Raw genomic sequence first — 20,745 nt, 5'->3', positions numbered from 1 at the left:
GTCGGGCCATCCCTTGCTTTATAATTGCCGCTGATCCTTGCAGGTATTGATTATCCTTTTTGCTGTGCTGGCCCTTATAGGGGTGATCCAGCAGCTTTATGGCGCTCATCTGGTGGAGCGGTTTTGCGCCGCTTCACCTGCCACGCCAAAGCAAAGGCCGAGCGTCAGCATCCTTAAGCCGCTGCACGGTGTTGAGCCGTTAACTGAACTGGCGCTCGAATCCTTTTTTCTACTGGATTATCCAGACTATCAGCTTGTGTTTGGCGTGCAGAATGAAAATGACCCCGTGTTGGGGGTTATTGCCCGGCTGCGCGCCCGGTATCCTGAACGCGATACGGCATTGATGGTGAACGACACACCGCATGGCAGCAACCGCAAAGTTGCCAACCTTATCAATATGCGCCCGTTGGCCAAGCATGAGATTCTCGTCATCGCTGATGCCGACGTGCATGTTCCCCCTTATTATCTGGAGCGCGTGGTCGCGGCTCTGGAGACGCCTGAGACTGGCCTGGTCACCAGCCTTTACACAGGCTTGCCTGGGACGGCTGAGTTGCCTGCGCGGCTTGGCGCCATGCAGATCAATCAGACCTTCCTGCCCGGCTTTCTGATGGCGCGGCAGCTAGGGCGACAGGATTGCACGGGTGCTACCATGGCGATTCGGAAGCTACTTCTAACCCAGCTTGGGGGGCTAGAGGCATTGTCCGGTCATCTAGCTGATGATCAGGTGCTTGGGCGTCTGGTTTTGAAGGCAGGGCTCAAAATAAAGCTCGCCAACGTTATTCCCGCGACCACGATACCAGAAGCCGATTTTGCAGCGCTTTTCAGGCATGAATTGCGGTGGGCCAGAACCATCCGCGCGCTGGTGCCGCTTGCTTATGCGGGCAGTATCTTGCAAATTCCGCTGCTCTGGGCCGCTCTGGCGCTGGTTTGTTCGGGCTTGGAGCTTTGGAGCGTGTTTTTGTTCCTAGGCGTCTGGGCCGTGCGGGTCGTGGCGGGCTGGCGTACCGAAACCTCGCTGCGCCTACCCCGCACAGGAGAGTTCTGGCTTTTCCTGTTGCGCGATTGCTTCTCCGCGATCATTTATATCGCAAGTTTTACGGGCAACCGGGTCAATTGGCGCGGGCAGTCCATGACGGCCGATTCAGGTCGGTCTGACCCTGGTTGAGAGAGTGAGTGACAACATGACGATGAAAACCCTGTTTCTGCAGCCTCCCTCATTCGATGGGTTCGACGGCGGTGCTGGCTCCCGCTATCAGGCACGGCGTGAAATCAAAAGTTTCTGGTTTCCGACCTGGCTGGCTCAACCGGCCGCGTTGCTGCCTGATTCCACTCTAATCGACGCCCCCCCTGCCCGCCTGACCATGGCGGATGTACTGCCGCACGCGAAAACCCACCAACTGCTTATTATTCACACCTCCACCCCTTCCTTCGGGAATGACGTGAAAGTGGCCGAGGAGTTCAAGAAGCTGAACCCCTCCATGAAGATTGGCTTTATCGGCGCCAAGGTGGCTGTGCAGCCGGTGGAATCCCTGGAACGCGCGGCAGTGCTGGATTTCGTCTGCGGAAATGAGTTTGACTTCACCATCAAGGAAATCGCGGAAGGCAAGCCACTTGCCGAGGTGCAGGGCATTTGGTGGCGTAACGAAGCCGGTGAGGTTGTCAAGAACGAGGACCGGCCGCTGCTAATGGATATGGATCAGCTGCCCTTCGTTGTGGATGTTTATAAGAAACATCTGAAGATGGAGGATTACTTCATCGGCTATCTGAAGCATCCTTATATCTCCATCTATACCGGTCGTGGCTGTAAGTCCCACTGCACCTTCTGCCTCTGGCCGCAGACCGTAGGCGGGCATAAATACCGCACCCGCTCAGTTGAAAACGTGATCGCCGAGGTAAAGCGCGCCATTGAACTGTTCCCGACCGTGAAGGAAATTATGTTCGATGATGATACCTTCACCGATAACCTTCCGCGCGCCGAGGCTATCGCGAAGGAGATGGGCAAGCTTGGTATCTCCTGGTCATGCAACGCCAAGGCAAATGTGCCTTATGAAACGCTCAAGGTCCTGAAGGAAAACGGGCTGCGGCTGCTGTTGGTTGGCTATGAGTCCGGCAACCAGCAGATTCTACACAACATCAAGAAGGGCATGCGTATTGAGGTCGCCAAGCGCTTCACAGCGGACTGCCACAAGCTTGGTATCATGATCCACGGCACCTTCATTGTCGGCCTGCCTGGCGAGACCCGCGAGACGCTGAAGGAAACGATCGCCTTCGCCAAGGAGATCAACCCGCACACTATTCAGGTTTCTTTGGCTGCACCTTACCCCGGAACCTTCCTGTATAATCAGGCCGTTAAGGAGGGCTGGCTGGATATTGAGCACGCGGAACTGATCGACGATCATGGCGTGCAGATTGCGCCGCTACATTATCCGCACCTCTCCCATCAGGAGATTTTTGATGCAGTGGAAGAAATCTACCGACAGTTCTATTTCCGCCCATCGAAGATTCTGTCAATTTTGAAGGAAATGGCGCTTTCCCCGCAAATGCTGGTGCGTCGCTTGCGTGAAGGCGTGGAGTTCTTTGCATTCCTGAAAGAACGCCAGACCACTAAGGCAGCGTAATCAACGCCCGACATTTACCATAAAAAACCCCAGAAAGCGTTGAGCCTTCTGGGGTTTTTTGTGCCGCCTCGGAGAGACCACACCCATTTTCATAAAGCTTTAGGCGACGACCATCTTGATGATGGAATCCGGATCCTGAACAACACCGCCTGAGCCAGAGCCTTTTTTGATCTGCTGCACTGCATCCATGCCTGCCGTCACTTGGCCAACGATCGTGTATTGGCCATCCAACCAGCTGCACGGATCAAAACAAATGAAAAACTGGCTATTGGCGGAATTAGGGTCCTGCGTACGGGCCATGCCGACCGTGCCTGTCAGGAAGCTGGCATCGTTGGTGAATTCCGCTGGCAGATTCGGCAGAGAGCTACCGCCAGTGCCGGTGTTTGTCGGGTCGCCGGTCTGCGCCATGAAGCCCGCAATCACACGGAAGAACTTGCAGCCATCATAAAAACCCTGCGCCGTCAAAACCCGCAGGCGTTCTGCGGCCAGCGGTGCAAGGTCAGGACGCAGCGTAATGGTTACTTCACCATATTTCAGCGTCATTTTGAGAGTGTTGGAGGCCGGTGTGTCGGCCGTAGCTTCGCTCATGGTAGCTCCCGTTAGCAATGTGGCAGTGGCGGCAGTTATGAAGGTGCGGCGGTTTGTCATGCGTTCCCTTTCAGTTTCGCCTTGGTTTTCTCGTTAGTGAGTTGTGGGACGAAAGAAGAGATATCACCGCCAAAAGCCGCGATATCTTTCACAAAGCGCGATGAAATAAACTGGTGACGCTCGGTAGCCATCAGAAATACCGTTTCGATTTCAGAATCTAATCGGTAATTCATCCCAGCCATCTGGAACTCGTAATCAAAGTCTGAAACGGCACGCAGACCACGGACGATCATTTTTGCACCAACATCCCGCGCAAAATCGATGAGCAAGGTTGAGAAAGGATGCACCTCAACTGTGATGCCCGCTTTCGCGGCGACGGGGGCAACTTCCGCCTGAACGAGCTCGACACGCTCCTCCAGGGAAAAAATTGGCCCCTTTCCAACATTCACGGCGACACCAATGACCAGCTTGTCCACCAGCCTGGCGGCGCGGGTAATGATATCGATATGTCCGTTGGTGATAGGGTCAAATGTTCCCGGGTAAAGCGCGATTCGCTCAACCATCTTCATTCGCCTCGGGCTCCTGGTCATCCTCAAGCACCGGAAACACGCTCGTCACGCGCTCATCATCATCGAGTCGGAAAAGCGTGACGCCCATGGCCGCACGCCCCGTGAGACGGACCTGATCCGCGGGCACGCGAATAAGACGGCCGCCATCGGTAACCAGCATCACATCATCACCGGGCCGCACCGCAAAGCTTGCAGCCACGGCTTTTCCATTACGGCGCGGGTTGAGGGTGATGTTGGCAACACCTTGGCCGCCGCGCCCGGTAACGCGATATTCGTAAGCCGAGCTGCGCTTGCCAAAGCCGGAATCCGTGACTGTGAGAATGATCTCTTCCCCATCGGCGAGCTCACTGACACGACCTTCGGACAGGGTCACTTCATCCACAGCTTCTTCGGCGTCTTCCGCTGCTGCGTCATCTTCATCCGCGCCGCTATTACGTTGCTTGAGATAAGCACTGCGTTCTTCCATGCTGGCTTCCACATGGCGTAGCACACATAGGCTCATCACCTCATCATCCTTACTCAGTTTGATGCCGCGCACGCCTGTAGAATCACGACCGGAGAACACACGGAGCGTCTCGTCCGTAATTTGGAAACGGATGCAACGCCCGAGCTTAGTTGCGAGGAACACGTCATCTCCATCACGGCAGGTTGCAACGCCAATGAGATGATCGCCCTCATCCAGCTTCATCGCAATCAGGCCGGAAGCGCGGACATTCTTAAAGTCCGCCAGCCGGTTACGGCGCACATTGCCTGACGAGGTGGCAAACACGAGATGTAGGTTCTCCCAAAGCGTTTCATCCTGGGGCAAAGGCAACACGGTGGTGATTTGATCGCCCCCTAGATCCGGCAGGAGATTCACCAACGCCCGGCCTTTCGTATTGGCGGCCGCCTCCGGCAAACGCCATACTTTTTCACGATAAACCTTGCCGCCTGAGGAGAAGAACAGGACGAATTGATGCGTATGAGCATTAAAGCTGCGGGTGACAATATCATCCCCGCGCGTTGCCGCCGCTGAGCGCCCACGCCCACCCCGATTCTGCTGTCGGAAAACTTCCAGCGGCGTGCGCTTGATAAAACCATCACGCGTCAGCGTGATTACCATCTGGCCGGGTTCAATCAGGCTTTCATCGTCAAGGTCAGCGTCCACATCCTCAATGGAAGATTTGCGTGGGCTTTCGATCTTGGCTTTGGCCGCGACGACCTCCGCCTGCATCACCTCAAGACGGCGGATGCGGCTGCCAATGATCTCCAGAAACTCCTTGATCTTTTCAGAGACTTCCGACAGCTCAGCCTGAATTTTCTCACGCTCGAGGCCAGTCAGACGAGCTAGGCGCAGTTCCAGAATACCACGCGCCTGCGCATCTGTTAGTTTGATGGTGTTGTCTTCGGAAACAATATTGCCTGCATCATCCACCAACGCGAGCAATGGCAGAATATTCTCAGCCGGCCAGTCGCGTTCCATGAGAGCTGCACGAGCGCTGTTGGAGTCCGGGGCACTGCGGATGATCCGAATCACCTCGTCTATATTCGCAACCGCGATTCCCAGACCGATTAACAAATGCGCACGATCACGGGCCTTGTTGAGATCAAACCGCGCCCGGCGGAGAACCACCTCTTCGCGGAACTCAATGAACAGACCAAGTAACTCTTTCAGCCCCATCTGACGGGGCTTGCCGCGGTCCAGCGCGAGCATGTTGATGCCGAAGCTCTGCTGCAACTGGGTTAGACGATAGAGCTGGTTGAGAACGACCTCCCCCGTGGCATCGCGCTTTAGCTCGATAACAATGCGCATACCTTCACGGTCAGATTCGTCACGCAAGTCCGCGATGCCTTCGATATCCTTGGCACGGACAAGTTCCGCAATACGCTCCAGCAGCGTGGATTTGTTCACCTGATACGGAATTTCCGTAACGATGATGGCGTCGCGGTCTTTACGAATTTCCTCAATCGTCGCCCGTGCCCGCATGATGATGGAGCCCTTGCCCGTCTCGAACGCATTACGGATGCCAGAGCGCCCCAGGATAATGCCAGAGGTCGGAAAATCCGGCCCGGGCACGATCTTCATCAGCTCTTCCAAAGAAATTTCCGGATTGGCGATCATCGCCAACACCGCGTCCATAATCTCTGTTGGATTATGCGGCGGAATATTCGTGGCCATACCCACAGCAATACCGTTGGAACCATTGATCAGCAGGTTTGGAAACGCGGCAGGGAGGACGCGCGGCTCCTGCTCGCTTTCATCATAGTTCGGCTGGAAATCGACAGTATCTTTGTCGATATCCTGCAACAGCAGCATTGCTGCAGGCGCCAGACGCATTTCCGTATAACGCATCGCAGCGGGCATATCGCCGTCGATGGAGCCAAAATTCCCCTGACCGTCGATCAGCGGCAAACGCATGGAGAATTCCTGCGCCATACGCACGGCTGAAAGATAAATCGCGCTGTCACCGTGCGGATGGTAGGTACCCATCACGTCACCGGTCATTCGCGCGGATTTACGATAAGGCTTTTCCGGTGTGTTACCGGCTTCATTCATCGCATAGAGAATACGACGATGGACCGGCTTCAGCCCGTCCCGCGCGTCCGGCAAGGCGCGCGAAACAATGACCGACATGGCGTAATCCAAATAGGATTTACGCATCTCCTGTTCGATGGAAACAGGCTCCTGCCCGCGTGGAACCAGAGGACCCGCACCGGGTTCGTCAGTAATATCGGTCATATCAGCTCAAAGAGTCGCGGTTATGGCTTGCGGCGAGCGCCGCATACAGCCCCAATAGATTGATTTTACAGGCAAAAAAAATCCGCATTCTAAGCGATTTATAGCATGCGTACAGGGGCTTTACAAATCACGACCCCGCGCTGGAATGCTTACCCTTCGACTGTCTGGCGTTTAGTTTGCAATCGGCTGGCTCGCAGGATGGCACGAATATCCGCGAGAGCTATATCAAGGTCACGGTTTTCGACGATATAGTCGAACTCCCCGGCATGGCTGATTTCAGCCTCTGCGTGAATCATGCGGTTGGCGACTTGTTCAGCGCTGTCTCCGCGCTTGACCAAACGGTTATGCAAAACTTCCAGGGAGGGCGGCCTGATAAATACGCCGACCACATCATCCCCCAAGGCAGCGCGCAACTGCCTAAACCCCTGCCAGTCGATATCGAACATCACGTCCCTGCCAGCCTTTAATGCCTCTTCAACAGGGCCACGGGGCGTGCCGTAAGAGCGGCCAAACACACGCGCATATTCCAACAGTTCGCCTTGTTCCACCATCTCGTCAAATTTTTCCTGTGAGATGAAGAAGTAATGTTTACCCTCTTTTTCCCCCGGCCGACGGTCGCGCGTGGTGACGCTGACCGAAAGGGAAAGCTGATCATCAATCTCCAGAAGGGCCCTGGAAAGGGTGGTTTTACCGGCCCCCGAGGGGGCGGCCAGCACCAAGCAGAGCCCGCGCCTACTCAACGTTCTGCACCTGTTCGCGCAGCTGCTCGATAGCGGCTTTGAGGGCAAGCCCCAGGTTGGTGAGTTCCGTGGACGCTGATTTGCTGCATAACGTGTTCGCTTCGCGATTAAATTCCTGCATCAAGAAGTCGAGCTTTCGGCCGACCCCAGCACCATCAGCCAGCAAGGCTTTCGCGGTAGCAATATGGGCCGCCAACCGGTCTAGCTCCTCCCGCACATCGGATTTGGTGGCCAGCATAGCGATCTCCTGTGCCAGACGGTCTTCAGGGAGCCCCTGGGTGTTTCCGAGCAGATCCGCAAGCTGGGCGGTTAGCCGAGCGCGATGCAATTCAGGCTGCCTCGCGGCCTCGGTGCAGGCCCGACAGTATAAGTCTCCGATTTCGTCCAGGTTGATTTTGGCAATCGCGGCTAGTTTTTGGCCTTCGGCCGCGCGCGCCTTCGCCAAGCCATCCAAGGCTTGTGCAAAAGCCTGCTTTACCGCATTCGCCATGGCTGTGCGTTCGTCTTCGCTTTCATCCTGAGTACAGGCGGTGCGCATCACCCCTGGCAGTCCCAAAAGCAACTCCGCCCGGGGCGGCAAAGCGCCGGGAATTGAAGCCGCCAGCTCAACGGCCAACCGTTTGACCTTCTCCAGCACCTCCAAATCAGGTTGAATCGCACCCGCCACCTCACGCTTGAGCGTGAGGGAGCCGGAGATGTTTCCGCGTTTGAATATCTTCGCCGCCATCTCGCGCAAGGGAAATTCCAGCCCCTCGAGCCCCGAGGGCAAGCGCAGCTTCACATCCAGCCCACGCCCATTTACGCTACGCAGCTCCCAGATGAAGCTATTGGGGCCATACTCCCCCTGTGCACGGGCAAAACCCGTCATCGAGACAATCCGCACTAAACCTGTCATGGGCCAGCTTCTTAGCAGTTGAATGGTAAAGTCACCATATGCTCCCTCTTCCTTCGAAGCGCTGGCTGACTTGGTGCATAGCCAAGTATACCAGCGGCGCGACATGGTTGTTCAACGCAATCCGGGACGTAGCTGCGGAGTTATCTCCAACACAGCCCCTGCAAAGCGCCTTTGTTGAAACATGCTCACATCTAGCAAAGCTGCCTGCCGGCAGGGCTATTATTAATTGCCATGCCCGCTCACCAGGGCTGGCGAGGCTTCTTGAAATCTAGTCAGCGCGACTCATGGTCAGGATTCGCGAACCCAAAGATGCCGTCACCTCGCTCATGCAACATATGAGAAAAATTTTAAGAACACCCTGGAACGAGTGGAACATTCCGCCTGCTTTTGCAGCCGGTATACAGCGCATGTGAGAGCGCTCTTAATTGCCTTACGAGACCGGGTTTACCAAAGCCAACGAGGTTTTCGATCAAATTGTGGGATGTTTTGGTCATCACTCTCCACTGCACGCCGGAATAGGCTTTTCACCGCCACAAGGCGGGGGTAGCCATCGAAAGTCATATTTCTCAGCTCGACAAGCTGGTTCAACCCCAATAATGGCGAGCTGCTCGACAAAAGCACTCAATGGCGTTCGCACCATGCCCGCCGGACTGGCGAGACGGGCAGATGGCGCCAACACGGTTAAATTGCGGAATCAAAGCAAAAACTCTGATCTCGCAACCCGATTTAAAGGCAAAAAATTTCCATATTTTTTAACAATCACCGGCTAACTTAGAATAAATTTACTCCATAAAAGAGAATTTAACATTTCCGTCTATATTCCAGCCAGATGAAATCCCCTATTACGCAGGGAACGCGCACAACTTTAGGGTTAGAGAGGCAGTTTTCATGAATAGCCACGCTTTAAATGGCTTAACCCTTTGGGCCGTGCCACGGTTCCGGCGGGTAGACCATACGGTCACTCTCCGTGACCCACGAAGCTCAGCCCCCAACTCAACCGGTCAAACTGAGGCACAACCCCAGGCTGAAGCCGGAAAAAGGGAAAAAGCTGACAATGCGCTTGCTCTAACGAAGACGCATTGAAAAGGTTTGCCGACGTGGGCGGGGCTACTTTTAGGCAACCCCTGCCCGCAACAGGTCATGAATATGCAACAAGCCGATTGGCTTGCAGTCCTGAACAACGAACATACAGGTAATTTGAGAATCGCTCATGCGAGCCAAGCCCTGAGCGGCCATGCTATCCGCCGTAATCGTCTGGGGAGCGTGGCGGCGCCCCATGGCATTATCAACAATCATATCGTGAAAGCCTGCCTGAAAGGCGCGTCGTAAATCACCGTCCGTGAGCACCCCAATTAAGGCGCCCGAGCTATCGACAACCCCAGCGATACCAAAGCGTTTTGATGTCATTTCCACTATAGCTTCGCTGAGCATCGTGCCCAAACGCACAAGAGGAATCTCTTCCCCTTTATGCATCAACTGACGCACCGTCAAAAGCTGAGCGCCAAGTTTACCGCCCGGGTGATAGCGGCTAAAATCATGCGCTGAAAACCCCCGGCGTTCCAGCAGCAAAACCGCCAGGACATCACCCGCGACAAGCTGCATGGTTGTGCTCGTTGTGGGCGCCAGACCATTCGGGCAGGCTTCCTTAGCCTTTGGCAGGAAAAGCCCGATATCCGCCGCACTTCCCAGCGCTGACTCGGGCTGGGCCGTTATGGCAATCAGCTTATTCCCAAACCGGCGTGTATAGGTAATGATATTGGCCAGCTCCGGCGCCTCGCCGGACCAGGACAATGCGAGCACGACATCCTGCGGGGCAATCATCCCCAGATCACCATGGCTGGCTTCAGCTGGATGCACAAAATGGCTGTGCGTGCCCGTGCTGGCCAAGGTAGCTGCGATTTTACGGGCGATATGACCAGACTTGCCCATGCCCGTCACCACAACCGAACCACCGCTTTGCTCAATGGCCAGAACAGACTGCAGGAAAGCATCGGCCAGACCGGAATGCAGCGCTTGGCGCAAGGCGGCGAGCCCAGCCTGCTCAGTGTCGATGGTCTTGAGCATCCGTTCTAAGGCAGCTTGTTTGTCTGATGCGTTAACTCCAAGCTCGATAGTTGTGCCGCTCAAGCCTGCAGCCCCTTGGCAATACGGTCAAAGGCCATCAATCCTTTTACCAAGGCTTCAAAGTCTTTGAGCGCGATCATGTTCGGACCATCCGAGGGGGCATTGTCGGGGTCGGGGTGCGTTTCAATGAATAATCCAGCAACGCCAACCGCCACGGCGGCGCGCGCTAGTACGGAAACAAACTCACGCTGCCCACCGGAAGACCCGCCCTGCCCTCCCGGCTGCTGCACGGAATGAGTAGCGTCAAAAATCACCGGCGCGCCGTAAGACGCCATGACCGGCAAACCTCGGAAATCAGAAACAAGCGTATTATAACCAAAGCTGGTACCGCGTTCAGTCAACATCACGCGCGGATTGCCTGAGCCTGTGATCTTGGCCACGACATTCTTCATGTCCCATGGGGCCAAAAACTGCCCCTTTTTCACATTCACAACGGCGCCTGTTTCAGCGGCAGCAATCAGCAGATCCGTCTGGCGGCAGAGAAATGCGGGAATTTGAAGAATATCAACTACCTCCGCCACAGGAGCACATTGCTCGCGCTCATGCACGTCAGTCAGAAGCGGTAGGCCGAGCTTTGCTTTAATGTCAGAAAATATTTGCAGCGCCGCATCAAGCCCTACGCCGCGGGCGCCGGAGAGGCTAGTGCGGTTGGCTTTGTCAAAGGAAGATTTAAAGACCAGCCCAATACCCAGCCGCTCTCCAATCTCTTTCAGGGCGCTTGCACATTCAAAAGCATGGGCCGAGCTTTCAATCTGGCAGGGACCGGCAATTAACGCCAGGGGTAAAGCGTTGCCGAATCGAACACCCCCCACAGTCGCAATCGACTCGGGCGCGGTTGGCATTTTGCTCATCTCAGTCCTTAACGGGCTATAGCCAGCCCGGTTACTTCATCCGGCATGACTATTCCGGGTTAGTGGGTCCAGTTCTCCTTGCGGCCAGCCCGGAAGTTATCCGCATAGGATTTTGGCTTTTTAATACGAGCCGAAGGAATTTCCACATCATAGGGAATTCCTTCCGCCTCGGCATAAGCAATCGCCGCTTCTCTAGTCTCGAAAGTCAGCCGAATCTGCTGGCGCATGTCATCAGACCCCGTCCAACCCATGAGAGGGTCGCGGATCTTTGCCCTTTCCGGCTCATACTGGAGAACCCAGCGATGAGTCCTGGCCAAGCCTGACTGCATGGCCGATTTGGGAGGAAGAAAGATACGAGCCCGCATACATAACCACTCCAGACTGGTCGGGGCGCCCGGATTCGAACCGGGGGCCTCTTGTACCCAAAACAAGCGCGCTACCAGGCTGCGCCACGCCCCGAATTGCCTTGGGATTAGCTCCCCGAGAAGGGCTTGGCAATCACCTGATCACCAACATTTATGTTGTATTTAGCTGTTATGCCCCCTTGAAGCTCCAAAGTCGCCTTAACGGGCACGCCAGAAGAAATGTTTTTAAGCGAGTAAGGAACGGTATTTTCCGCGATTGCGACAATTTTTCCATCCGCGCCGATAAAGACCATGTCTTCAGGCACAGGACAGTTTTTCATCCACATCTGCGAGACTTGCGGCTTGGTCCAGACAAACAGCATCCCCTCGTTGGCGGGGATAGATGTACGGAACATCTCGCCCGTCGCCTGCTCCTGCGGAGTCGTGGGCAGTTCCACGGTGAAGTCGTACGTCTTCCCAGTGACGGTTTTAATCTGAAGGGGCTCGGTTGGCAGCTTGGGCTGCGGACCTGTGGGATCGTCATTCACCGTTTGCGCAAAAGCCAGATGCCCAACGAACAAACCGGCCACAAGGGCCGGAGTAAAAATCTTCATGCCAGTCCTCCGTGCCGTGCCTATGTGCCGAAGGGCACCTAGCAAGGCAAGCGTAGATCGAGCGCAGTTGCTATTCTCTACGCTTAATGATTCAACTTATAATGTTGATTTAAAATGTTTTTATAGAAATTGCACTAGATAAATACACAGTTCATTCTTTTTCAGACTGAACCGACATCAAAGGGTCTCGCAGAATGTCCTCCAACTTATAAAAGGCCGACTCAGCATTCTCCGCAGCTGTACGGAGGCCGCTATGCGAGAAAAAATTTCTTTCTCTCAGAGCCGCGATACCAGCTAGCAAGCACCTTGCGCGGATGGAGTGAGCAATTTCAACCATTTCCTGTGAAGCTTCGGCAGAAACAAGCTGCTCCCCCACAAACTCTAACCCAACCTTACTGCCAGCGGACCAACGCTGCTTGGCTTTTCGGGCAACGCCACCAAAAAGCTGCAAAATTACGTCTTCTGGCAGGCTGCACGCCATGCCGAGGTCAACCAACGCACCATCATTCGACTCATCCAGCACGAGGCAATTATAGACAGCTTGGCTATATCCCTGGCCCACAAGCAGCTTGGCGCTCTTGATAACCGGTGTTCGAACAGTCCCACGTCGTTCCGCCAGCATGGCGCTTGTCATCTCCCCGGCTTTAAAAGCTGACGGCGGTAATTTGCTGGAGAGCATCAGCCTTCCTTTGAGACCTTACGTTAAACACCAAACCAAGCATCAAGCCTCGGCAAGACGCCAACCCATTCTTGGCCACAAAACAGTTAAGGAAGATTGAAGGACTTCACGCATTACATGCGGAGCCTTGATGCAGGTCAATGAAGAATAGCCGCGAAACGCCCAAGCGGAACCTGTTTAAAGGGAATTTTGAGCATGCCAATTCTGGACCTGGGGGCTTTCCGGCGTACAGCCATAACCGCAACGCCGTTTAAACATATGGTTGTCAGCGGATTCATAGCACCAGACCGGGCGGCGGATACGTCGCGGGACTTTCCCACTATTGAACATGCCGGTTTACTGCCCGTTGAAGCCACCCGGCCGGGGCCCGCATTCAAAGAACTTATCCGTGAATTAACCAGTCCAGAAATGACAGACGCATTTTCTGAAAAATTTGGCCAGGATCTGAGAGGCCGCCCCACAATGGTCACGCTTCGGGGCCGAGCGCAGGAGAAAGATGGGCGTATCCACACTGACAGCGAAGCCAAGCTGGTAACCGCCCTGCTCTATTTTAATGAAGACTGGCAAGCCCAGGGCGGACGGCTCCGCTTACTGCGTAACGGCACGGACCTGAATGACATGATTACCGAAGTGCCGCCCGCCTTGGGCACTCTGGTGGCCTTTCAACGTTCAAACAATTCCTTCCATGGGCATGAGCCCTATGTCGGGGTTAGGCGCTATGTAATGATTAATTGGATGGCAAACACCTTGGCTGCTCAACGCGAATTGATGCGACACCGGCTATCCGCCCAAGCCAAGAAGCTTTTGAACTATGCCTGATTCACTTTCCACACAGAACGCGCTACTCGCCAGCCTTGAGGCTGCCAGCGCCGATACCACCCCATATCCGCATTGGTTGCTGAATGATGTTCTGCCCAACGCGATGGTGGATGAGATCACAGCCCTGCCCCTGCCAGTTCCCGCCATTGCGGACACCAAAGGACGGCGGGAGACGCATAATTCCACCAGACTGTTCTTTAACCTGGATACACAGGAAAGCTTCCCAGCTTGCGCTGCTTTAGCTAAAGCGCTGCAAAAACAAAGCACTATTCAAGCCCTAAAGGCCCTGACTCAAGCCAACCTCACCGGCAGCTTTCTAAGGATCGAGTATTGCCAGGACACGGAAGGATTTTGGCTGGAGCCTCATACGGATATTGGCGCCAAATTCTTTACCATGCTGATTTATCTAAACGATCCCCCTGCTGGCGAGAATTGGGGAACAGACATTTACGAAACCCCGCAACGCCACCTTGGCCCAACCAGTGCGGGCCGTAATCACGGGCTTATCTTTGTACCGGGGCAAAATACCTGGCATGGCTTTGAGAAAAGACCCATTACCGGGGTAAGGCGCACTTTGATCGTGAATTATGTGACGCCAGAATGGAATGCCCGGCATGAATTGGCTTTTGCGGACACGCCCGTGGCCTGAACTCAATTGCCGCGTAAATATGCCTCACGGTGGATAGCGGTCCAGAGCACGCCCTCCTCATCTGTATACCCGCGATACATGCCGGAACAGTTGAAGACCAAGACGGGCGCACCTTCAGCGCCGACCGTGATCATTCCCCCTTCCCCATCCCGCGCGCCCAGCTCAGCAATCAGCCGGGATGCGGCTTCGTCCAATTTTTCTCTGCCCAGCCGGACGCGTGCCGCCAGTTCAGCCGAGGCCGTATAGCGGATAAAAACCTCTCCGCTACCTGTGCAGGAGACCGCACAGCTTGCATCATCCGCGAAGGTACCCGCGCCGATAACCGGCGCATCCCCTACGCGGCCCGGCCGCTTTGCGGTGTAGCCGCCTGTTGAAGTTGCCGCCGCCAAGCCGCCATTCACGTCACGGGCCACCGCCCCCACCGTGCCATGACGGTCAGCGTCAGTACGTATATCCGGCGCACCACTGGCGCGGCGCGCCAACTCCAACTCAAGAGCGGCACGGCGGCGTGCTGTCTCAAAATAAGAGGCAGGAAGAAATTCCATTCCCACTTCACGCAAGAAAGCCTCAGCCCCCTTGCCCATCATCAGCACATGGCCGGATTGCTCCATAACCAGACGAGCGGCCTCTACCGGGTTGCGCGGGCCGCATATACCAGCCACTGCCCCCGCAGCGCGGTCACTGCCACGCATAATTGCCGCGTCCATCTCAGGGCGGCCGGCGGATGTCAGTACCGCACCGCGCCCGGCATTAAAGAGAGTATCATCCTCGAGCGCCTTAACCGCAGCCATCACTGCGTCAAGGGCGGGCGCACCGGCGTGAAGCAACTTCCAGCCTGCACGAAGTGCTGTACGCAGACCTTCATGATAAGCGGCACGGCTTTCATTATCGAGCTGATGGGCCGGAACGGTGCCAGCACCACCATGAATGGCCAAAGCAGGGAGTGTTTTCGTCATAAGGGTCTTATGCCTGTAGTACCAGATTTCAGGACAAGTGCGGCGCAACCTGATGCCAGCCTTCCCAAATCATATGGAGGGCCACATAGAACACGATGGCAATGCCAATCCAGGCCACCCAGGGGTAACGCTGCATAAGGCGGGCCACCAAGCTGGCGGCAACTCCCATCAAGCCAACCGAGACAATAAGCCCGATGGCCAGCAATACAGGGTGGTCGCGGGCCGCTCCGGCAACGGCCAGCACGTTATCCAGGCTCATGGACACGTCCGCCACGACGATTTTCCAAATCGCTGAACCCAGGCTGGCCGGGGCTGCGGTGTTACCTTGGTCTTCCTCCCCCGCCTTGCTTTGCGCATAAAGTTCCCGCGCAGATTTCCAAACCACCCAGAGCAAGAGAATACCGCCCGCAAGCATGAGGCCCACAATGGCCAGCAACTGCAGGGCGATGATGGCGAACGCCACCCGGATAACGGTGGCGCCAATAACGCCGACCAATATGGCCTTACGCCGTTGCTCCGGCTGGAGCCGGGCAACGGCCAACCCAATGACAATGGCGTTGTCGCCAGCCAGTACCAGATCGATCAACAGGATCTGGACCAGAACAATGGCAAAGCTGAGAATGTCCATGAGTTTGAACTGTCCCGCCCTGCTCTGGCTTGTCAATGAGGCCACAGTTGATTAGGCGAAGCGACAGAATTTTGCCGCCAGGAGTACCCGATGATCCCCCGCTATACCCGTCCCCAGGCCGCCACCATCTGGACTCAGGAAAATAAATACCGGATCTGGTTCGAGATCGAAGCCTGCGCTTGCGAAGCCATGGCGGAATATGGGGCAATTCCGGCTGAGGCAGCAAAGGTGATCCGCGAGAAAGGCGACGTGGCGATGGCCGCCTTCACCGAAGCCGACACCGCCGAAATTGACGCCATCGAGGCCGAGACGCGCCATGACGTTATTGCCTTCCTGACTTGGCTCGCCAAGCGAGTGGGTGAGGAAAGCCGTTTCGTGCATCAAGGCCTTACCTCCTCTGACGTGCTGGATACCTGCTTTGCCGTTCAACTCACCCAGGCCGCCGACCTGCTGCTGGAGGATTTGGATCGGGTGCTGGCCGCGCTGAAGGCCCGGGCTATCGAGCATAAATACACGCTGACCATCGGCCGTAGCCACGGTATCCACGCCGAGCCGACTAGCTTTGGCCTCAAGCTTGCCGGGCATTATGCGGAGTTCGCCCGCAACAAGCAGCGTTTGATCGTGGCGCGCGCCGAAATCGCGACCTGTGCGATCTCCGGCGCGGTGGGTACGTTCGCGCATGTTGATCCGCGCGTGGAAGAGTCGGTTGCGAAAAAGCTGGGGCTGGCGGCTGAGCCTGTCTCCACCCAGGTGATTCCACGTGACCGGCACGCCGCGTTTTTCGCCGCTCTAGGGGTGATTGCCTCCGGGGTTGAGCGTCTGGCAACCGAAGTGCGGCATCTGCAGCGCTCCGAGGTCCGCGAGGCGGAAGAGTTCTTCCATGCAGGGCAGAAAGGCAGCTCCGCCATGCCGCATAAGCGCAACCCTGTGCTTTCTGAGAATCTCTGTGGCCTTGCCCGGCTGGTGCGCGCCGCGGTGATCCCGGCCATGGAAAACGTGGCGCTCTGGCATGAACGGGATATCTCCCACTCCTCCGTGGAACGCGGCATCGGGCCTGATGCAACCGTGACCCTGGACTTCGCCCTGGCCCGCTTGGCAGGGATGATGGAGAAACTGACTGTTTATCCTGAACAGATGGCGGCGAATGTTGAAAGCCTGGGGGGTGTAGTGCATTCCGGCGAAGTCCTGCTGACCCTCACCAAAGCGGGTATTTCGCGCGAAGACGCTTATAAGATTATACAGCGTAACGCGATGGCAACCTGGACCAAGCTTGGTCAGCCGGATGCCAAGAACTTCCGCGATAATCTGCTGGGCGATCCGGAGGTGGCTGGCCGCGTCTCCGAGGCCGTGATCGACAAGGCGATGAGCGCAGAGATGCATCACGCCCATGTGGACACCATCTTCCGCCGCGTCTTCGGCTGAGGCGCAGGACTGTTTTGTCAAAAAAGGACTGGCAACATTTAGCAGACTGGAGTTTAGGAGGGGCCATGCGCTTGCCTCTTCTCGCCACTCTGGCCGCTTTCATCGCCCTGGCTCTCGGTTTGGGCTTCGCCGGTATGCCGGTTGTTCCCGCCGGCGCGGATAGCCCTTTCCGAGTATTGGCTGGCTCGTCCTTGCTTGGGCGCGGTATGCTACCTGCCTTGCTTTTTGGCGGCAGCTTCGTGGCGATACCAGTGGCTCTGATTATCGGCGGCGTTCTGGGGATGGCCCGTAATGCAGCCCCACGCACGCCACGGGCGAAACGCCGCCTGAGCCGCACCAAAACCGCTCAGACCGAGACCAAGCAACTGCAGACGGTTTGACGCACCGGCCCCACCAGATATGGTCGGGATATGGATGAGATATTCATAGACCATATGCTGGCCGAGCCGGAATTGCAGGCTGAAATCATAGCTCGCTGCGCGGCTGGCCATTTTCCGGATGAACCCACGGACGTCGCCAATAGTCTGGGCGATTTACGCCTTCCAAACGGGCGTGAGGTTGGCGTGTGGCTGGTTCATGCGGCGGATAGCGTTTTGCTTGATGATCTGGGCCAGACCATTCTGATTACCCGGCTGCATAATCCGGGGCGAGGCAAAATGGCGTTGCCCGGCGGCCTTTTGGATGCTGCCAACGGGGGCGTAGAAGCCTCCCAGTCTGCCGCTCTGCGCGAGGCCACAGAGGAAACAGGGATCGATCCGCTTTTATTGTCCAAGGCTAAAGTGATCCAGCTTGGACATCGGCAGCACCTTCGTCCTTTTGATATCCGCCGTGCGTGGAACAACCTGCCAGGCACACCAGTGCGCAAAGGCGAGCTGTTTACGGTTTCAACGTTGGGCTTCCTGGTCAGGCTCCACGGCAACCTGCACGATATCGCCTTCAAAGCCGGAGATGACGCTACTGCGGTGAATATCGTCCAGGCCCGATCGGTCCAGGCGAACGATCTAGCGGTACCGGACCATCTCGACATGATACACGCCGCTCTAAATGTGTAGCATCATTCTGCATATAGCCGCCGACGGTGTATTCATCGCCGCAAACCGGGACGAAATGCTGAACCGCGCTTGGGACGCGCCCGCTGAATATTGGCCCGGAATTTTTGGCGGCAGGGACAGGCTGGCTGGGGGCACCTGGGCAGCGTTGAATCGGTATGGCGTGTTTGCTGCCTTGCTGAACAGGGAAGGCACGCTTGGCCCAGAAGCAGGCAAGCGCAGCCGCGGCACCCTGCCGTTGCGTGCCTTGGCACTTGAGGAGGCAGCGACCGCCGCAAATTCTTTGGCGGGGCTGGATACGAGCCAGTATCGCAGCTTCAATCTGGTTATCGCCGATGCCACCAGCGCTTTTCTTTTATACGGGCAAGAACAAGGTCAGCCGCATATTGCCCAACTCGATGCTGGTGTGACGATGATTACTTCCGGTGCGCCAAACGACATGAAGATACCGCGCATTGCCCGGCACTTGCCGCGCTTCCGAGCAACGCCTGTATCCGAGTGGGCACGTCTGCTGACTGATAACAGCGGCAGCCGGGCTGAGCAGCTTAACCTATCTCCGCCAAATAAGGGGTTTGGCACTGTTTGCTCGCTCTTGGTGCGCTTGCCAAAAGCCGGGATAATTCAACAGTGGTTCGCGAAAGGAGCCACCAACATAGAGCCGTTCACACCGCTCGACTGGTAATTTCCGCATATTATCCCGTTACAATATCTTGCAAAACAGCTTGCGCAAGATCATCTCTCCGCCTGCTTCATGGAGGGAGTTTCATGATCAGAATTTTATTCCTGATCGTATTCGCTATTTCGCTTTGGGTTCCCGCGTTTAACCGGATCAACCCAACTTTTTTCGGCTTTCCATTCTTCTACTGGTATCAGATCCTGGTCGTGCTGATCGCCTCGGTTCTCATCTGGATTGTTTACAAAGTTGAAGACAAAAAGGCGGCAAGAAAATGAAACATCTTGTTGCTATCATCGTTTTTCTCGTTCTTATTGCCGCTGTCATCGTCATGGGATTCATGGCGGGCCGCTGGAAGGGCGGAGATCTGGCACATATTGAGGAATGGGGTCTCGGCGGGCGCCGCTTTGGAACTCTGATCTCCTGGTTTCTTATTGGCGGTGACGCTTATACCGCTTATACTTTTATCGCGATTCCAGCGCTGATGTTCGGTGCCGGTGCTATTGGCTTTTTCGCAGTACCCTACACGGTTGTTTGCTACCCTATCCTTTATCTGGTGTTTCCGAAGCTGTGGAAAGTCGCCCATAAATACGGCTACATCACTGGGCCGGAATTTGTGCGGGGACGCTATGGTAACCGCTGGCTGGCACTGGCTGTTGGCGTGACCGGCATCGCCGCGACCATGCCTTACATCGCACTGCAGCTTATTGGCATGCAGGTTATCATTGGCGCTCTGGGCATCCCTGGACATCTGCCGCTGATTGCGGCATTTGCGGTTCTGGCCGCCTTTACCTGGACATCCGGCCTGCGTGCGCCAGCGATGATTTCCATCGTCAAGGATCTGCTGATTTACCTCACGGTTCTGGTGGCCATTATCGTCATCCCTGTGGAACTGGGGGGATTTGGGCATATCTTCGCAAAAATTCCATCCAGCAAGTTACTGCTGGCCGTACCACCTTCAGGCAGCTTCGGGGCTTATTCCGGCTATGCCACTCTGGCACTTGGTTCAGCCATGGCGCTGTTCCTGTACCCGCATACCACGACCGGTATATTGTCTTCCGCTGGCCCAAAAGTGCTACGGCGTAATGCCGCCTTATTGCCTGCCTATACGGTGCTTCTCAGCCTTCTGGCGCTACTTGGCTTTATGGCAGTGGCCACCGGGGTTGATAAACTCCCGCAGTTTGCGGCTGGATTTGCGCAATATAAATCCAGTTTCGCCGTACCGGCCTTGTTCCTGCACGAGTTTCCGGACTGGTTTGTGGGGATCGGATTTGCCGCCATTGCAATCGGCGCTCTGGTGCCCGCAGCGATCATGGCGATTGCTTCCGCCAATATTTTTACGCGCGATATTTATGAGCCTTTCGTCAGCGGCTCTAAAGGCAGCGCAGAAACTCTGGTGGCCAAGCTGTTTGCGATGGTCATGGTAATGGGGGCGCTGGTCTTTATTGTCGCCATCCCGACAAAGTTCGCGGTTCAGCTGCAGCTTCTTGGTGGCATGTGGGTGATTCAGACCTTTCCAGCCATCGCCTTTTCGGTCTTTACCCGCTTCTTCAATGGCTGGGCGCTACTCATCGGCTGGCTAGTTGGAGTTGTGTCCGCCACCTGGTTGGTGGTCCACAACATTTTTGGCGCGGTCTGGGCTTTTCATGTCTTTGGCTACACCGTGCCCAGCTATATCGCACTGGCAACCGTGGTGTTGAATGCTGTCGTGGCCTTCCTGCTCAGCATCCCGCTGAATGCAATGGCCAATGACCGCCATAAAGACGAAACCGAAGCCGCTGACTACGCCTGATTTCAACCGGTGCGGG

Annotated in this window: 22 protein-coding genes and 1 tRNA gene; 10 read left to right on the top strand and 13 right to left on the bottom strand. The window is 55.9% G+C overall.

Going from position 1 to position 20,745, the window contains the following annotated elements:
* The first annotated feature begins 46 nt into the window (after positions 1-46).
* Positions 47-1,165, top strand: coding sequence for a bacteriohopanetetrol glucosamine biosynthesis glycosyltransferase HpnI (gene hpnI / locus BUB54_RS01735; RefSeq protein WP_241869316.1), 1,119 nt, complete (start codon positions 47-49; stop codon positions 1,163-1,165).
* A 22-nt stretch (positions 1,166-1,187) separates the two neighbouring features.
* Entirely contained in the window at positions 1,188-2,618 is a 1,431-nt protein-coding gene (gene hpnJ, locus BUB54_RS01730; RefSeq protein WP_048877863.1) for a hopanoid biosynthesis associated radical SAM protein HpnJ, read from the top strand.
* Between the two features lie 99 nt (positions 2,619-2,717).
* On the opposite strand, the gene BUB54_RS01725 is transcribed toward hpnJ, so the two are convergent.
* From BUB54_RS01725 to BUB54_RS01675, 11 genes are all read right to left on the bottom strand, one after another.
* On the bottom strand, positions 2,718-3,206 hold the full coding sequence (locus BUB54_RS01725; protein WP_048877862.1) for a peptidylprolyl isomerase: 489 nt from the start codon (positions 3,204-3,206) through the stop codon (positions 2,718-2,720).
* A 56-nt stretch (positions 3,207-3,262) separates the two neighbouring features.
* Positions 3,263-3,769 (bottom strand): pantetheine-phosphate adenylyltransferase, encoded by a 507-nt coding sequence (coaD, locus tag BUB54_RS01720; RefSeq protein ID WP_139284755.1) that lies wholly within the window; start codon positions 3,767-3,769, stop codon positions 3,263-3,265.
* Complete coding sequence (gene gyrA, locus BUB54_RS01715; protein ID WP_048877798.1) at positions 3,762-6,494, bottom strand: DNA gyrase subunit A; 2,733 nt, start codon at positions 6,492-6,494, stop codon at positions 3,762-3,764. The genes coaD and gyrA overlap by 8 nt, the downstream gene beginning before the upstream one ends.
* Positions 6,495-6,643: 149 nt before the next feature.
* Positions 6,644-7,234 (bottom strand): guanylate kinase, encoded by a 591-nt coding sequence (gmk, locus tag BUB54_RS01710; protein ID WP_082075585.1) that lies wholly within the window; start codon positions 7,232-7,234, stop codon positions 6,644-6,646.
* Positions 7,227-8,129, bottom strand: a complete 903-nt coding sequence (locus tag BUB54_RS01705) for a YicC/YloC family endoribonuclease (RefSeq protein ID WP_048877860.1) — start codon at positions 8,127-8,129, stop codon at positions 7,227-7,229. Before BUB54_RS01705 ends, gmk begins: the two co-directional genes overlap by 8 nt.
* Before the next feature lie 1,113 nt (positions 8,130-9,242).
* Positions 9,243-10,193, bottom strand: a complete 951-nt coding sequence (locus BUB54_RS01700) for a KpsF/GutQ family sugar-phosphate isomerase (protein ID WP_048877797.1) — start codon at positions 10,191-10,193, stop codon at positions 9,243-9,245.
* A 59-nt stretch (positions 10,194-10,252) separates the two neighbouring features.
* Positions 10,253-11,095 (bottom strand): 3-deoxy-8-phosphooctulonate synthase, encoded by an 843-nt coding sequence (gene kdsA / locus BUB54_RS01695; protein ID WP_073211155.1) that lies wholly within the window; start codon positions 11,093-11,095, stop codon positions 10,253-10,255.
* 68 nt (positions 11,096-11,163) lie between these two features.
* Positions 11,164-11,469: an ETC complex I subunit gene (locus tag BUB54_RS01690; RefSeq protein WP_048877795.1), complete on the bottom strand. Its 306-nt coding sequence runs from the start codon at positions 11,467-11,469 to the stop codon at positions 11,164-11,166.
* A gap of 17 nt (positions 11,470-11,486) precedes the next feature.
* A tRNA-Pro gene (locus BUB54_RS01685) sits at positions 11,487-11,563 on the bottom strand.
* Positions 11,564-11,576: 13 nt separating this feature from the next.
* Positions 11,577-12,062, bottom strand: a complete 486-nt coding sequence (locus BUB54_RS01680; protein ID WP_048877794.1) for a DUF192 domain-containing protein — start codon at positions 12,060-12,062, stop codon at positions 11,577-11,579.
* A 151-nt stretch (positions 12,063-12,213) separates the two neighbouring features.
* Positions 12,214-12,585 (bottom strand): hypothetical protein, encoded by a 372-nt coding sequence (locus BUB54_RS01675; protein ID WP_175556448.1) that lies wholly within the window; start codon positions 12,583-12,585, stop codon positions 12,214-12,216.
* 564 nt (positions 12,586-13,149) lie between these two features.
* On the opposite strand from BUB54_RS01675, the gene BUB54_RS01670 reads away from it, so the two are divergent.
* Positions 13,150-13,560, top strand: coding sequence for a 2OG-Fe(II) oxygenase (locus tag BUB54_RS01670; protein WP_244890739.1), 411 nt, complete (start codon positions 13,150-13,152; stop codon positions 13,558-13,560).
* Positions 13,553-14,209 (top strand): 2OG-Fe(II) oxygenase, encoded by a 657-nt coding sequence (locus BUB54_RS01665; protein WP_048877791.1) that lies wholly within the window; start codon positions 13,553-13,555, stop codon positions 14,207-14,209. Before BUB54_RS01670 ends, BUB54_RS01665 begins: the two co-directional genes overlap by 8 nt.
* Before the next feature lie 2 nt (positions 14,210-14,211).
* Here the strand turns inward: BUB54_RS01665 and BUB54_RS01660 are convergent, their stop codons facing one another.
* Both BUB54_RS01660 and BUB54_RS01655 read right to left on the bottom strand, forming a co-directional pair.
* Complete coding sequence (locus tag BUB54_RS01660; RefSeq protein WP_048877790.1) at positions 14,212-15,165, bottom strand: isoaspartyl peptidase/L-asparaginase family protein; 954 nt, start codon at positions 15,163-15,165, stop codon at positions 14,212-14,214.
* Between the two features lie 28 nt (positions 15,166-15,193).
* Complete coding sequence (locus BUB54_RS01655; protein ID WP_048877789.1) at positions 15,194-15,793, bottom strand: TerC family protein; 600 nt, start codon at positions 15,791-15,793, stop codon at positions 15,194-15,196.
* Between the two features lie 90 nt (positions 15,794-15,883).
* On the opposite strand from BUB54_RS01655, the gene purB reads away from it, so the two are divergent.
* From purB to mctP, 6 genes are all read left to right on the top strand, one after another.
* Positions 15,884-17,215 carry an adenylosuccinate lyase gene (gene purB, locus BUB54_RS01650; RefSeq protein WP_048877788.1) on the top strand — a complete coding sequence of 444 codons (1,332 nt, stop codon included), beginning with the start codon at positions 15,884-15,886 and terminating at the stop codon, positions 17,213-17,215.
* Between the two features lie 65 nt (positions 17,216-17,280).
* Entirely contained in the window at positions 17,281-17,595 is a 315-nt protein-coding gene (locus BUB54_RS01645; RefSeq protein WP_048877787.1) for a hypothetical protein, read from the top strand.
* Between the two features lie 30 nt (positions 17,596-17,625).
* On the top strand, positions 17,626-18,267 hold the full coding sequence (locus BUB54_RS01640; protein ID WP_082075584.1) for an NUDIX domain-containing protein: 642 nt from the start codon (positions 17,626-17,628) through the stop codon (positions 18,265-18,267).
* A complete protein-coding gene (locus BUB54_RS01635; RefSeq protein WP_048877785.1) occupies positions 18,260-18,946 on the top strand; it encodes an NRDE family protein in 687 nt (228 codons plus the stop codon). The genes BUB54_RS01640 and BUB54_RS01635 overlap by 8 nt, the downstream gene beginning before the upstream one ends.
* An 83-nt stretch (positions 18,947-19,029) precedes the next feature.
* Entirely contained in the window at positions 19,030-19,215 is a 186-nt protein-coding gene (locus BUB54_RS01630) for a DUF3311 domain-containing protein (protein WP_048877784.1), read from the top strand.
* Positions 19,212-20,729, top strand: coding sequence for a monocarboxylate uptake permease MctP (mctP, locus tag BUB54_RS01625; RefSeq protein ID WP_048877783.1), 1,518 nt, complete (start codon positions 19,212-19,214; stop codon positions 20,727-20,729). Before BUB54_RS01630 ends, mctP begins: the two co-directional genes overlap by 4 nt.
* The last annotated feature ends 16 nt before the right edge of the window (positions 20,730-20,745 follow it).

Source organism: Acidocella aminolytica 101 = DSM 11237 (genome assembly GCF_900129125.1).
GTDB lineage: Bacteria > Pseudomonadota > Alphaproteobacteria > Acetobacterales > Acetobacteraceae > Acidocella > Acidocella aminolytica.
This window is presented reverse-complemented; position numbering and strand designations above follow the sequence as displayed.